We start from the raw sequence: 14378 nt of genomic DNA on the forward strand, positions 1-14378 counted from the left end.
GAACAAATCCTACTGGAGGATTCAATATTTATCAATCAAATCGACTTGATCATTATGATTGAAAGCATGATTGAAAGCGTTGATTCACGGCGCCGAGGAACGGCCGCGCACCGAACGCGCCGCTCAGTAGAGCAGCGTCATCAGCGCCTCGCGCGAAATGTTTCCGAAGTAGTGGTGCACGTCGACATTCGCAAGCGCCTGTTCGATGCAATCCTGGTCGTAGCGGATGCCCTCCAGCTTGGCCGCGAACTCGCTCACGTCTCCCACCCCGAAGAAGTCGCCGTAGATCTTCGCGTGTTTGATCACGCCGTTTTCCACAAGGAGACGAATGTCCACGGTCCCGGCCGGAAACCGCCGCTGACGCTGCACGTTGAAGGGGGGCGACATGCCGTAGTTCCAGTCCCACTGCATGTACCGTTCCTCGGCAATCCGATGAATCTGCTCCCAGTCATGGCTCGTCAATCGGTATTCCGGAATCGCAGGCTCGCCTTCGAAGATAGACGCAAGCAGCCGCTGCTTGAATTCTTCGATGGTCATGTCGGTCTGCAGATAATCGCGGATGTTCCCCACGCGGCTGCGGACGGACTTGACCCCTTTGGACTCGATTTTCTCCTTGCTGACCTTCAGCGCCTTTTCGACGTTGTCCAAGTTGACATCGAACATGAGGGTACCGTGGCTGAACATACGGCCCCTCGTCGCAAATTGCGCGTTTCCGGAAATCTTCTTGCCGTCTACGACAATGTCGTTTCGGCCTGTCAGTTCCGCATTCACGCCCAGGTTGTGCAGTGCGCGGATGACCGGCTCTGTGAACTTCGCGTAGTTGTGAAAGCTGTCCTTGTCGTGCTTCGTCACGAAACTGAAGCTGAGGTCGCCCGGGTCGTTGTAGACGGCGCCCCCGCCGGACAGCCTGCGCACGACATAGACGTGATGCTGCCGTACGCAGTCTTCGTTGATCTCTTCAATCGTATTTTGGTTCCTGCCCACGATGACGGACGGGTCCATGGAATAAAAGAGCAGATACGTGTCTTCCGGGTCCAGGTTATACAACACGTACTCTTCGATGGCCAAATTGATGCGCGGGTCCATGATGTCCTGGTTGTTGATGAACTTCATCGCACAAACCTCCCCGGAACTATCATACCCCTAGCAAGCCAGGCCATCACGTCCGGTGAAACGTTCCTTCCTCTGCGCGCGCCAACTCCGCCGACCATCCGGCCAGTTTGTCAATCGCCTCCCACAAACCGTTCAGATACGCAATCCCCAAGGCGCGGTCATACAGCCCATACCCGGGTCTCCCGCGTTCTCCCCAAATCATCCGGCCGTGATCGGGCCGAAGATAGCCTTCGAAACCAATGTCGTGGTAGGCCTTCATGATTTCAAACAGGTCGAGGGAGCCGTCGGACGACAAATGCGATGTCTCGTGAAACGACTTCTCACCGATAAACCGCACATTGCGAACGTGCGCAAAGTGGATTCTGCCGATGGCGCCAAACCGGCGGATCATCGCCGGAACATCATTTTCCGGGTTGGCCCCGAGCGCGCCGCTGCACAACGTCAGCCCGTTGTACGGACTGTCGACGAGCTTCAAGATGCGCTCCAGGTTGCGCTCGCAGGTGACGATGCGCGGCAGCCCGAACACGGACCACGGCGGGTCATCGGGGTGAATCGCCATTTTCACGTCGACTTCCTCGCAGACGGGAATGATTTGTTCGAGGAAGTATTTCAGGTTGGCAAACAACTGTTCTTCATCCACGCCTTGGTACTTTTCAAACAGCGTCTTCAGTTCTTTCAGCCGCTCGGGCTCCCAACCGGGCAGCGTGAATCCATTGGCGCCTTGCTCCACGTCCTCCACGAGCCGCATCGGGTCAAGGTCCTTGATGGCAGCATGGTCGTAATACAACACAGTGGAGCCATCCCCCAGCGGCTTGGCAAGGTCGCTGCGCAGCCAGTCGAACACAGGCATGAAGTTGTAACAGATGACCTTGATGCCTGCCTTTGCCAGATTGCGAATCGACTGGCGGTAATTTTCGATATACCGGTCTCGGGTCGGTGCACCCAGCTTGATGTCTTCATGCACGTTGACGCTTTCGATGACCTCCAGTTGCAGACCGGCGTCCTCTACCAACCGTTTCAGGTGCAAAATCTTCTCCAACGGCCACACATCCCCGACGGGGACGTCGTACAGTGCCCCGACGACCCCCGTCACGCCGGGAATTTGCCGAATGTGTTCGAGCCTGATGGTGTCGTGCTGCTCGCCAAACCAGCGAAACGTCATTTTCATCGTCTTTCATCTCCTGTCCGAACGCGTGCGGATGGTCACTCGGCGACGTACTTTGCCAGCGTATCTCTGACGGCATGTTTGCCCGCTGTCATTTCTTGAAAATACCCTTCGATTTTCGCTCCCAAGCCCATTTCGTAGAGATTGACGCCAAACAGCTTCGAATTGCTGAGTATCGGCCGAAGACGCCCCGCAGCCGAGTCGGGCTCTCCGAATCGAATCCCCGACAAGGCCGAAGTCAGTTCCTCCAGCATCGGATCAGGACTGAGCTGCATCCGCTCCCCCTGGTCGTCCACGCCCAGCAGGTACCGGCACCAACCGGCGATGACCAGTGGAATCCAGCGCAGCGCTGTTACGTCCAAGTGCGTGCTGGCGGCATATGCCTTGATGGTTTCACCAAAGCGGATCGCGATTTTCTGCGATGTATCGGTCGCGATGCGCTGGGGCGTGTCGGGAATGTACGGATTCGGCAGCCGCCGCTGCAGAACTTCCGCTAAGAACGCCCGTGGGGGCAGCACGTCCGTCTCCGGCGCGACCGGCAGGCCCTCATCGTACCCAAGCCGCGTCACCAGCGCCCGCAGGCGCGCGTCCTTCATTTCGTCTGCGATGGAGGAATACCCCAGCAGGCAGCCAAACACCGCCAGGGCGGTGTGCAGCGGGTTCAGGCAGGTGGTCACTTTCATACGCTCCACCTTCTCGACCGTCGCGCGGTCCGTGAACAGCACGCCCGCATGTTCCAGCGGCGGGCGGCCGTTCGGAAAGTGGTCCTCGACCACCAGGTACTGCGGCACTTCCGCATTGACAAACGGCGCGATGAACGTGTTTTTCCGCGTTTGGAGAATGTCCATGCCCGCTACCCCGCTGGACGTCAACGCGTCGCGTACGAAGCCGGCGGGCCGAGGCGTAATTTTGTCAATCATCGACCAGGGGAACGAGACTTTGTCGGGATGGGTCAGGTAGTCGACAAAAGCCGCATCGACCCATCCCCGCTCGGCCCAGTGATGCGCAATCGTCACCAGGGCGCTGCGAAGCCGGTCACCATTGCCTGCACAATTGTCCATGCTGACGAACGCGATCGGCAAAGCCCCCGCCAAGTACCGGGTATACGCCAGTGCAGTCACTTTGGCCATGGTGCTGCGGGGCTGCGCTGGACCTTGTTCAACATCGTGCTGCACGTCGGGCGAAAGTTCACCCGACCACTCCGTCAGGTCATAGCCTTTTTCCGTGATGGTGAAGCTCACCATCTGCAAGGACGGCTCTGCAAAGATTTGGTTCAGCCGCGCCCAGTCAGCACTTCTCGCTGGGTCGCCAACGAGACTTTCCGCAACGCTGGCAACCAGCTTTTTTTCCAGTGTTCCGTCTGGATGCATCAACACCAGCAGGCTGAGGTTATCGTGCGGCCGATAGACCCTGTCAATGATGTCCGTGTCATACGGCGATACGACGACAATGCCCGTATCGGCCCTGCCCTCGCTCAGCAACTGTTGTTGCAGCACAGCGATGAAGCCGCGAAAAATGTTGCCGCCCCCAATGTGCACCCACACAGGGTGTGAGCGGGTGCTGTCGGTCATGGTTTCTACATCGAACGTCGGACATTCGATGCCGGCCCGCTGCCAATCCGAAATGCGCTGCAAGGCCCGCTTGTTCAACTCGAGCATCGTGGCCACCCCATCTCCGGTTCTCCTTTGTCTCTCACGGACACGTGTGTGGTGCGGACTGCCCAACGGCTGTCATCGTTTGTTGCCCACAATTCACATACTAGTATACAAGTTGTCTCCGTAAGAATGCCAGTGTGTCTGAATTTCCTCCAGCGTCTTCCCCTTCGTTTCAGGCAGAAAACGCAGGGTAAAGAGAAACATCAGGATGCACATCAGCGCAAAGATGAAGAACGTGATGGTCGCGCCGAAATGATGCATCATCACCGGGAAGAACTGGGTCACCAAGTACGTTGCGCCCCACAGCGCAAACGAACCGATGGCCATCGCCTGGCCGCGGATGCGCGTCGGGAAAATTTCCGAAATGACAATCCATACGCCGCCGCCCCAGGACAGCTCAAACGCGATGGTGTGCAACAGGATGCACGCCAAAACGAGTCCCACACTGACGTGTGCCATCGCAAATGAAACACCAAGCGCAATGAGAAAAACCGCCATGGCGGACGCCCCAACCAGCAACAGCGTGCGGCGGCCGACGCGATCGATCAACAGCATCAGCACAATCGTAAAAATCACCTTCAACGCGCCAATAAACACCGTTTCAATCAACGCCGCATTGGCGCCAGCACCGCTGTCTTTGAAGATAATCGGTGCATAGTAGGCGACAGCACTGACACCGGTAAACTGTTGCATCACAGCCAGCACAACCGCCACCAGCAGCGCCACGCGCAGTCCCTTTTTGAACAATTCACCGACGACGCCGCGCTCTGTGAACTCTCTCTGAAGAGAAGCTGTGATGGAAGAGAGTTCGGTGCGTGCCACACTCGCTCCGTTAATGCGCTGCAAAATAGAGAGTGCATGCTCCGCCTTCCCTTGCTTGACCAAGAACCGCGGACTCTCTGGCACCCCAAACAACAGGATGAAAAATAGAATGCCAGGCACGGCGCCGACCCCGAACATCCAACGCCACCCGCTGAGTTGATCCCAGCTCGCCGTGTGCTCGTTCGCAATGACAGCGTTCACAATGTACACAATTAAAATCCCAAGGACGACGCCCAGCTGGTTCGTGCCGACCAGTCTGCCGCGAATCCGAGCCGGAGAGATCTCGGAAATATACATCGGCGAAACCATCGACGCCACACCAATGCCGAGGCCGCCAATCAATCTGAAAACGACCAGCATCGCCACCGAGTGTGCCGCGGCACAGCCGAGGCTCGACACCACGAACAGCAGCCCAGCCAACAGCAGCACGGGTTTTCTGCCGGCTCTGTCACTGACCACACCCGCCAGGATCACACCTGCCATTGCACCCAAGGGGATGCTCGCGGAAACAAACCCCATCAGTCCAGCGCTTAAATGGAAATCTGTTTGAAGATAGCCAATGGCTCCCGAGATTACGCCCTGGTCATAACCAAACAAGAAACCGCCAATCGCGGCCACACAAGTGACCAAGGTCACAAACAATGCGCTTCCCGTGTCCTGTTCCGCCGGAACTGAAGTTGCTTGCGCAGACATGCTCTCACCTTCCATTCTCGTTGTGATGTGCCTCCGCCCGCGGAAGTTACCGCATCAAGCGTCCTCGCCACCCACAGAATCACCTTGTTTGATAACGCTTTCAATCGCGCTGCCAAAGACCGTCTCTCCCGCATACCACGTGGAATACACGAGGTACTCGCACGAGCCCAGGATGTATACTTGTATACCAATGCAAATCCAATAGACTACGCGTTCACAAAATAGGACGGGTACTTTTGCTTCACGGCCTGGATATCGGTGTTCAGGCGACGCAGATGTGCGGTCAGAACCTGGATGGCGGTCGATTCATCGTTCCCCTGAATCGCGTCAAACAACACCTCATGTTCCTGAATCAAGGAATCACTGTTTTGAAACTCCTGTAAGGTCAGGGTTCGCACACGATTGAGGTGATATCTCATCTTTGTCACCATGGACACCAGCGTCATATTCCCCGTAGACTGCAGCAACAACCGATGGAACCACTCGTCAGCCACCAGGAATTCGGCGGCATTTTTCTCTGCTTGTGCTTGCCGCTGCTGTTCCAAATTGGCCTGCACATCGCGTTTCAGCCGCTGATACTGCAGTTGCTTGCTGTCCCAGCTTTGTACAACGCTCCGAATCGCACCAATTTCAAGAATCTCGCGGACGAACCGGGTTTCCTCCACCTTGCCCTCAGAAATCAGTGCAACCTTCAGGCCGCGCTGAGGCAGCACCTCAATTAATTCTTCCATGGCGAGCAAGCGGACCGCCTCACGAATCGGGGTTCTGCTCATTTCCAGCATATTCCCCAATTCCGCCTCATAAATCGCCTGTCCCGGTTCCAGACGCAGTGTCAAAATCGCCTCACGAATCGCCTCGTACGCCCGCTCCGCCAGCGATTTTTTAGTATCCCCGACGACGCCGTTCATCTGCAGCCCCATGTCTCACCTCCTCCTTCGGAAACGGCTGAACCATCCGAATGGAATGCCGACCTGCATCCGTGAGCACCAGTCGAAGTTCGCTCCATTCGTTTGGTCTTTATTGTATTGTATACTTGTATGCAAGGCAAGAGAGGCGGCCCGCGGTGTAGGGTTCATCTGGATGTGCCAGTGGGTGCTGGCGTGTGCGTACAGGCGTACTACAGATTGGTTGTGGGCCCTTGATTGGAGGAATGTCGTGGTTTCCACTGAATTGGCCCATTCCCAAAATGTTGCTGCAGATCACGCGCGAGGATTCGTCCGGCCAGGATGTGACCGGCTCGATTTGGGTGCCATGCGTTTCCGTAGTATTGCTTGTACGTTTGGTGATGTGCCTTCATGTAGGACTGCATTTGCTGATACACGTTCATATCGATCACGTTCGGGTTGTGAAACGACGCACCCACCCGAAAGAGCTCATGAATGTAAGTATAGACGCGGCGATGGTCGACCGTATCCAATTCTTTTGTCACTGGCGGCGTGACCAACAGGACCACTGCATGCGCACGGAGCGATTGAGCGATTTCCTGCTTCACCGCGCGCCCAAACACCCGGACTGTGTCTCGGTGCCGGCTGTTCATATCATTCTCCAATCCCCAAGCAATCACCACGACCTGTGGATGCTGATGGAATAAAATCCGCTGGAAACGCCCCGGGTAGCGTTGGCTGAATCGCAACGCTGTATATCCAGGAATGGCATAGTTCATATAACGATACCGAGTGGGTGTCGTGATGGAGCGCCATTGAAACGCTCTGTGCACGAAGGAATCGCGCGTCGGGTCAAGCCATCCGTCCGTCATAGACCCCCCGAAGACATCGACCGTCTCCACACGGCTCGTCGGCAGCATGGACAAAACCGGGATCAAGTCCCCTTCTACCCGCCCACGCACAAGAAATGCACACACCAAGGCGAAAATCCCCATCAGGCAAACAATGGCTCTGCCTCGGGCTGTATGCTTTCGAAGGCCAGGATGCAATCCGCTCGTCTCGTTCATGCGCAATCCCTCAGAACACTGAATGATTGGAGCTGCGACTCCCAGCGTCAGTCTAATTCAGAGACATTAGGATTCGATGAAGAACACATTAAAAAAGCGATGCGACAGCCTGACATATCTACCATCATAATGAAGCTGGGCACGAGTTGTTGGAGGACGAGGAGTACGCCAGGTTCGGAACGTCATACCGGGGCGGACGACGGGGCATGAACACGTCTTTCACTTCACTGGAAGAATCCGAATTTTGGCGTTTAGAAGCGCAACGCCAATCGTCAAAGCCGTCATGATAATCCAAACAACGATAAATCCGACAATAAACTCCTTCCACAAAAAACCTGAACGCTTTTATGGTTGAGCCAACAGCTTATCCACCTTCGCTTCAAGACGCAGGACGGAGTCCTTTAACTGGATCCATTCGTCATGCGTTCCACCACCGCGCCATCATTATACAACTCATTCGTTGATTTGTTGATTTCAATTAAATCGAAGTCTTGCAAATGAATCTCGCGTGAGCGCTGCCAATGCATCCTGTTCGTTCCCGTGTCACCAGGCTTCACGCAGTTTCCTCTTGACCCAATCCCTGTGCTTCTCCGATGGGTGCTCCAGAACATTGCGCATCATCTCAGGCAGCGCAGCAATGAATGAGGTGTACCCGTTCAATCTGTGAAAGGTACGACCAGTGAGTGCTACTTCCCCTCTAATCGCGAAAATTCATATCAGCTTTCTTCACCTTTAGCGATCAGGCGAATCGCCTTGGCGATTGCATCCCTTGTCTTCTTTGGGGTTTTCACGGCATCCGGGTCGTGAGACGGCCCAAAAGGGTGTGTCGGCGTCCAGGCGGTGGCCAAGGCCATGATTGCCGTCAGGAGAAAGTCAGGTGTGAACGTCGTTCCTATCAGACCGTCGTTTTGTGCTTTCATTATCGCTTTAATTTTCTTGTCGCGGACGGAGGTACGTTCGGTGATATTCTCCGTCTTCTGCTCCAAACTGTACCATGACATTAACCGTACTATATGTGGATGTGTCATGGCCCAATCGAATACTTTTGCCGCATAACCCGGAAGGTCCTCAGGTGTGAAGGGAATTTCTTCATAAACGCGCGTTAAATGTTTCTTGAGAACTGTTGTAAAAAGCGTGTCTTTATTTTCAAAGTAAACGTAGATCAGATTCTTGTTGCATCCAGCGTTCTTAGCGATGCGGTCAACACGCGCGCCTGCAATGCCGTAGGAGGAGAACTCCTCCAAAGCCGCCGCTAAAATTCGTTCTTTTGTTTCCTCAGCGTTTCTCACGGATTGTCCCACCTTGTCCAAGCATGTATTTCGTGTATTCACTATATCACACGAAATACAGTTGACTAACTGGTTGGTTAAGATTAAGATGTAAACAACCGGTTAGTTACATCATAGGAGGCAACAATTGGTGGGTGAGACAATCTGGAAACTCCTGTGAAGAATGGGGAATTGCACGATGGCACGATCCAACGTCGTGCTCAAAACACAGGCTCAAGCTGGAGGCGAAATTTGATGAAACTTTCGGGAAACACAGTATTGATTACAGGCGGAGGGACTGGAATTGGGCTGGCTTTTGCGGAGCGCTTTATCAAAGCCGGAAATGAAGTGATTGTTTGTGGACGACGTGAAAGTGTCCTTCAGGATGCCAGGGATAAATCCCCAAACCTCATTACTCGCGTCAGTGATGTTGGCGTTGAATTCGACCGTACAGCATTGTTTGAGTGGGTGACAACGAACTATCCCAACGTCAACGTATTAGTGAACAACGCAGGTATTCAACAACGTTTTCATGTGTTGAAGGCAAATGCGAAGGACAATTGGAGCTATTACAACAATGAAATCAAAGTCAATATGGAAGCACCTATTCATCTATCCATGCTGTTTGCTTCATTTTTTGCGAGTAAAGAAGATGCAGCCATTGTGAATGTGACGTCCGGGTTGGCTTTCACACCTCTGGCGATTGCCCCCGTCTATTCGGCAACCAAAGCAGCGCTGCACTCATTTACGATGAGTCTCAGACATCAACTTTCCGATACATCTGTAGAAGTCATTGAAGTAGCTCCACCGATGGTAGACACGAATTTAGGTGGCGAGGGCTTGAATTCCCAAGGAGAACCATTAGACGCTTTCGCAAACGGAATTTTCCAAGGGCTCGCAGAGGGGAACGTGGAGATTGGCTATGGCTCGTCTGTGGGTCGCCTGCGCATGTCACGTGACGAAATCGACGTATACGTAGATAAAATGTATCAAGCGATGAAAAGCACTATAGAGTAATTTTTGATGAACATGGGACTGCTTCCGTCCTGGATTTCACCGCTCTCGGGACAGTCCCCCATCATTTCATTTTTTGATGAACAGACTCACTATTCAGCTAGTCTGCCCCTAAATGCAGGAATGATGGTAACTGCCAACCGTAGGTTTATTCAGAAATCGATACGGGAATGCTTTTGAAGTTGGCGGGCATGACATTGACAAACACACATGTTCTTGATAACTTTTCAACTTTTATTTCATACTTTCATGTTACCTTTAATGCGTTAGTTCGTCATTTTTACAGAACGGAGAAGTGAACTGTGCGTAATTCTGAGACATTACCCGAAAAAACGTCCTCAGTTGTACGAAACGAACGGGTGACGGCTCTTGCTGGTGCCATACTGTTTGTACTCATCCTGATTGAGCTCGTAATTACGGCGAACCTTCATTCACTCATTTCCGTACATGTCTTTGTAGGTGTATTGTTATCTGGACCGCTCGTGGTCAAAATGAGCAGTGTCGGTTACCGGTTTTTTGGCTATTACATGGGATCCCCTGCGTTTGTTCAGAAAGGGGCACCAAACATTTGGCTCCGATTGTTATCCCCTATCCTTGTCATAATGACCATTTTGGTCTTCGTTAGCGGGTTTGGACTTGCGATTGTTGGACCTACACATATGGGACTGTGGTTCAAGATACATGCAGCCAGTGTAGCTTTGTGGTTGCCGCTTATCGCTGTCCATATCTATGCCCACATAAAGAGAGTGCCAGGTCTAATCGCCAGTGATTGGCGTAGGCAATTCGGAAATCAAGTTTCCGGTCGGGCTGGGCGTCTGGGCATTAATGTCATTGGATTGGCTGCAGGTGCTGTTGCTGCGCTCATGATGATTCCCGTTTCTGCTCCTTGGCGTCATTGGATTATTCATCCCGGATTGCCAAGTCCACTTGTCTTAGGCATCATCGCTGCTGTAATTGTGATCTTGGTCGCGATTCCACTTCTTCGTACAACCCGGTAATCATTACGATCTTTGCGCGTAGCGCACGGATTCACGTTTGAAGTGCAAGGTTTGGTAACAGGTGTATTCCGCATAATAAAAGTGCAGCTACAAAGGGCTGAGCTGCTCATTCTCGACGAAATGGGTTTTGTACCCTTTCCCAAAGATGGCGCTGAACTGCTGTTTCACGTGTCTCGGAGCGCTACGAGCAGAGAGAAGCGTGCTTGTTACCTCGAACCTTGAATTTGGCCAGTGGAACACAGCCTTGAGGGATGCCAGGCTCACAGCCGCACTCGTGGACCGGCTCGTCCACCATGCACACGTCCTGGCGTTCACCGGCGAAAGCTACCGGCTACAGCATGCTCTGTCCGGAGTAAAGTCGTCGTAATCTTCAGTGTCGGAGGTGCCGATGCACAGATCCGCAGCGTTTGTCTCTCATCTTGTTACTATCATAACGCGTAAAAGTTGACCGGGCATTGGGAACCTGTTGAGAACCCATGGACAACGTTGACAAGGGCTGCCCCAAAAAATTGAAGAAAATTTCTAGTCCCACAACGCCCCAAAATCTATATCTACCGTATTCAAAATGGAAATTGAGCGTCTTCTATCGATAAGTTGTTTTCAAAGTGGGCGCTAAATGGAAAAGGTAACGTTCGCCTACTTCAGAGCTGGGATAGCGCCAGGTGGAATGAAATTGATCCCGTCTGGCACGTTCAGATACCCCGCCGCCGTACCTGGAATGCCAGTGTGGCCATACTGCCAGACAATTTGATTTGTCTTTGGATCGATGATGACGACCCGATCGTTGTAGTCGTCATTGAGTGCTACATCTCCGTTTGGCAGCGGAATCGCCAAGGACGGATGATTTAGCTCCCCAGGTCCCGACCTCTTATAGTAGTCCCATACGACCTTCCCTTGCGGCGTCACTTCGATTACGCGCCCCGGGTTGCTATAGTCCACCACCAGCAAGTTACCATTGGGGAGAAGCTGAGTGTCGGAGGGGTACGCAATGAGTGGAAGCTGTACGCTGTACATCAACTTTCCGTTCTTGTCGAGCCTGTCCGCATATCCTTGTCCGGTATTGCCCGAACCGATCTCGGTGACGATCATACCACCGTCAGACAACACTGGCGTGTCTCCGTTTGGTGCCTCGAAGGATTTCGGTGGGTTATGATACCGAAGTCCCGTCGTTCCATATTGCTTGACCACCGTATTCGTCTTGGGATTGATGAACAGGATACGCTGATTGGCGATGTCTGCCACTGTGACCAATCCATTCGGCAACTGGTATGCATCATCCGGCGTATTCAGATACCCCGGCGCTGACCCTGGCACCCTGTAGCCGCTCACGCTGCTTGGCGGTGAATTTCTCACCGACATTGGCGTGAAAGTCGTAGCGCCAATCCGTCATCGTGGTGGTCGTCGTGCCGTCAATCATTTTAGGCGTGGCGGAGCAGCCGGTCATCCGGCCACCCCTCGTTGCCACTCCTGGTCCGCCAGCACTCGCTGGATGTTGGCATCTTCCACGACGTCACTGTCTTTGGCCGCTGCGTCGTACAGGGCCTGCAGGCAGATTTGGTTCACTACCCGTGGAATCCCTCGGCTTGCCCCATAAATCAAGTGCAAAGCACTGTCTGTAAACAGCGGCGCCTGCCTTCCGGTCAACCGAATCTGGTGGCGGACGTATTCAGTCGTCTCCTCTCTGGTCATCCCAGTCAAGTGGTAGACCATTTCAATCCGCTGTGAAATCGCCTCATACTTCTTCAATCGCAGTTTCCGCCGCAGTTCCTGCTGGCCAACCAAAATCAACGGGAACAGGGACATGGCGTCCATCCGCTGGTTACGGACAAACCTGAGCTCCTGCAACATCTCATCGGAAATGTCCTGCGCCTCATCAATCACCACAGCCCACCGTCTTTCGCCGGCAAGCCCTCCAGTCTGGACCCGTTCGTTCCAAAGCTTCCTCGCACGGCTCACAGAGAAGGGATTCGCCTCTCCGAGATGCGAGAGAAGTTCTCCGTAAAATTCCTTGGGGCGCAGGCCGGGTACGCAAATGTAGACGGGAAGCCATTTCATTTCGTCCAGTCCGCCAATGAGTCGGCGAATGAGCGTGGACTTTCCGCTGCCTACCTCGCCAGCCAGCAGCCCCAGTGCGTTTTGCTCAAGTACCCATTCCATCCGGGCCAGGGCCTCCCGGTGTGCGGCTGTCTCGTAGAGCTCGTGTCCTTCCACGTCCCGCCGGAACGGCAGCTTTTCAAATCCCCATTTCTCCTGCGGCGTCACTTGTGTTCACCACGCTTTGTATCTGAGAATCGCAGCGGGGACTCTTCAACTGCAGCCTGCTTGCGCCGGTTATCCGCTGCCTGGAAGAAGGACACGTGCTCCGTCGTTGGTTTGTCGCTCTTCACTGTCGAGGCAACCCTGCGATCATAGCGGCGAGTCAGGTCCACCGGCTTTGCGTCGGGCCATCGCTTGTCGTCGAACCAGACTTGAATCACCGAGAGATCAAATGGGTCATAACACAGTGTCACCTTCCGCCTGGCCAAGTCAGCATCCACCTCGTAGGTGTTGCCCATCAGGGAGACACATGCGGCCTTGTCTGCTGTACGCTCTTCCTCCCAAAGGAAAATCTCTGTCAGTTCCGCCTCTGAAACCCGCTTGGGAACCCGGTTGCTGCTTGCGGCTCTTTCTTTTGGCGGTATTCCTGTGCTGCCATGCTTGCGCAGGTGGTAATACCCATCCACCCAGGCCCAGAACGCCTCATTGAGCTCGCCGAGGGTCCGGATATGTCCCGCTTCCACTTGCTCATAGGCCTCTGGAATGAAGCTGGTGTCGAGGAAACGGAATATCCGTTCAATTTTCCCACGACCCGCTGGACGGTAGGCTTTACTGTGGGAAAGGTGAATCCCCAGTCTTCCGCAGATGCGCTGTAAATGCTGGGATGAGAACACCGCACCGTTGTCCACATAAAGTTGTTCTGGAATGCCGTATCGCAGAATCGCCTTTTTCAGGCTGTCCTCCAGGCGTGGCAACTGCTCATCCCAATAAAACTGCCCATGGACAATGAGCCTCGAATAATCATCGAGGATCGCAAACAGAATCGTCTTTTTCTTGCGCTCCGAGTTGCTTGGGTCAGGCAAGTACAGCGCATGCTTAAAATCCGCCTGCCACAAGACATGCACGTCTTCCGCCTCAAAACGCCGGTATCCCCGGTCACTGGAACGAAGCAACTCTTTACGGCTTGCTCCTAAACGACGCAAATGGCGGGCCAATGTGCTCTGTGCCACTGTGCCTGGCTCCACAACACCGCTTGCCTCCAGCAAGAGGATGATCTGCTCCACGCTGCGCTCGGGTCGCTCCCGCCGCAACGCCACCGCCTTTTGAATCACTTCGTCTGGTAACTGGTGGCGCCCTTTGTCGCTGCGGGTCTTCGGCATCAGGGCATCATATCCGCCTTTCCGGTACGCTTCCAGCCATCGTTCCAAGGTCCGCACGCTGAGCGTCGTTCTAGTGGTGCCGGGAATCACGTAGGATTGTTGTACCATCCGCTCAAAATAGATACGCAATTCCCCTGGAGACAGCGGCGTTTGTCTGCTCACAATGGGCGCAATCGTCCCGTATCGAAACGCCGCAATCTCCTTGGCCAACTTCTTTCGGTCCATGACGCCATCTCCTCCCCCGAGAATCGGTACAAGCCTATTCTCGGACGGGAGTGTCTGG

15 protein-coding genes are annotated in these 14378 nt (G+C 54.0%); 3 read left to right on the forward strand and 12 right to left on the reverse strand.

Going from position 1 to position 14378, the window contains the following annotated elements:
* Window positions 1-123: 123 nt before the first annotated feature.
* The 8 genes from JI721_RS03825 to JI721_RS03860 form a co-directional block, all read right to left on the reverse strand.
* Window positions 124-1113, reverse strand: a complete 990-nt coding sequence (locus tag JI721_RS03825) for a lipoate--protein ligase (protein WP_274456763.1) — start codon at window positions 1111-1113, stop codon at window positions 124-126.
* Window positions 1114-1159: 46 nt separating this feature from the next.
* The gene (gene uxuA, locus JI721_RS03830; RefSeq protein ID WP_274456764.1) at window positions 1160-2281 is read right to left on the reverse strand and encodes a mannonate dehydratase; all 1122 of its coding nucleotides are present in this window, start codon (window positions 2279-2281) and stop codon (window positions 1160-1162) included.
* Between the two features lie 35 nt (window positions 2282-2316).
* Window positions 2317-3936 carry a mannitol dehydrogenase family protein gene (locus tag JI721_RS03835; protein ID WP_274456765.1) on the reverse strand — a complete coding sequence of 540 codons (1620 nt, stop codon included), beginning with the start codon at window positions 3934-3936 and terminating at the stop codon, window positions 2317-2319.
* A gap of 93 nt (window positions 3937-4029) precedes the next feature.
* On the reverse strand, window positions 4030-5448 hold the full coding sequence (locus JI721_RS03840) for a sugar porter family MFS transporter (protein WP_274456766.1): 1419 nt from the start codon (window positions 5446-5448) through the stop codon (window positions 4030-4032).
* 206 nt (window positions 5449-5654) lie between these two features.
* Window positions 5655-6368 (reverse strand): GntR family transcriptional regulator, encoded by a 714-nt coding sequence (locus tag JI721_RS03845; RefSeq protein ID WP_274456767.1) that lies wholly within the window; start codon window positions 6366-6368, stop codon window positions 5655-5657.
* A gap of 197 nt (window positions 6369-6565) precedes the next feature.
* A complete protein-coding gene (locus tag JI721_RS03850) occupies window positions 6566-7399 on the reverse strand; it encodes an SGNH/GDSL hydrolase family protein (protein ID WP_274456768.1) in 834 nt (277 codons plus the stop codon).
* 401 nt (window positions 7400-7800) lie between these two features.
* A complete protein-coding gene (locus tag JI721_RS03855) occupies window positions 7801-7956 on the reverse strand; it encodes a hypothetical protein (RefSeq protein ID WP_274456770.1) in 156 nt (51 codons plus the stop codon).
* 159 nt (window positions 7957-8115) lie between these two features.
* Window positions 8116-8688 carry a TetR family transcriptional regulator gene (locus JI721_RS03860; protein WP_274456771.1) on the reverse strand — a complete coding sequence of 191 codons (573 nt, stop codon included), beginning with the start codon at window positions 8686-8688 and terminating at the stop codon, window positions 8116-8118.
* A 234-nt stretch (window positions 8689-8922) separates the two neighbouring features.
* Here JI721_RS03860 and JI721_RS03865 point away from each other — a divergent pair, with 234 nt between their 5' ends.
* The 3 genes from JI721_RS03865 to JI721_RS03875 all read left to right on the forward strand — a co-directional run bounded on the left by JI721_RS03865 (window position 8923) and on the right by JI721_RS03875 (window position 11046).
* Window positions 8923-9684, forward strand: a complete 762-nt coding sequence (locus JI721_RS03865; protein ID WP_274456772.1) for an SDR family oxidoreductase — start codon at window positions 8923-8925, stop codon at window positions 9682-9684.
* A 299-nt stretch (window positions 9685-9983) separates the two neighbouring features.
* Complete coding sequence (locus JI721_RS03870) at window positions 9984-10679, forward strand: hypothetical protein (RefSeq protein WP_274456773.1); 696 nt, start codon at window positions 9984-9986, stop codon at window positions 10677-10679.
* Window positions 10680-10824: 145 nt separating this feature from the next.
* Window positions 10825-11046 carry an ATP-binding protein gene (locus JI721_RS03875; RefSeq protein WP_274457649.1) on the forward strand — a complete coding sequence of 74 codons (222 nt, stop codon included), beginning with the start codon at window positions 10825-10827 and terminating at the stop codon, window positions 11044-11046.
* Window positions 11047-11315: 269 nt separating this feature from the next.
* Here the strand turns inward: JI721_RS03875 and JI721_RS03880 are convergent, their stop codons facing one another.
* From JI721_RS03880 to JI721_RS03895, 4 genes are read right to left on the reverse strand one after another with little or no spacing between them, the layout of a single operon-like run.
* Window positions 11316-11942 (reverse strand): NHL repeat-containing protein, encoded by a 627-nt coding sequence (locus tag JI721_RS03880; protein ID WP_274456774.1) that lies wholly within the window; start codon window positions 11940-11942, stop codon window positions 11316-11318.
* 10 nt (window positions 11943-11952) lie between these two features.
* Window positions 11953-12123: a hypothetical protein gene (locus tag JI721_RS03885; protein ID WP_274456775.1), complete on the reverse strand. Its 171-nt coding sequence runs from the start codon at window positions 12121-12123 to the stop codon at window positions 11953-11955.
* Window positions 12120-12941 (reverse strand): ExeA family protein, encoded by an 822-nt coding sequence (locus JI721_RS03890; protein WP_006446170.1) that lies wholly within the window; start codon window positions 12939-12941, stop codon window positions 12120-12122. Before JI721_RS03890 ends, JI721_RS03885 begins: the two co-directional genes overlap by 4 nt.
* Entirely contained in the window at window positions 12938-14320 is a 1383-nt protein-coding gene (locus tag JI721_RS03895; protein ID WP_006446171.1) for a DDE-type integrase/transposase/recombinase, read from the reverse strand. The genes JI721_RS03890 and JI721_RS03895 overlap by 4 nt, the downstream gene beginning before the upstream one ends.
* Window positions 14321-14378 lie beyond the last annotated feature (58 nt).

It is taken from the genome of Alicyclobacillus cycloheptanicus, from assembly GCF_028751525.1.
Taxonomy (GTDB): Bacteria; Bacillota; Bacilli; order Alicyclobacillales; family Alicyclobacillaceae; genus Alicyclobacillus_L; species Alicyclobacillus_L cycloheptanicus.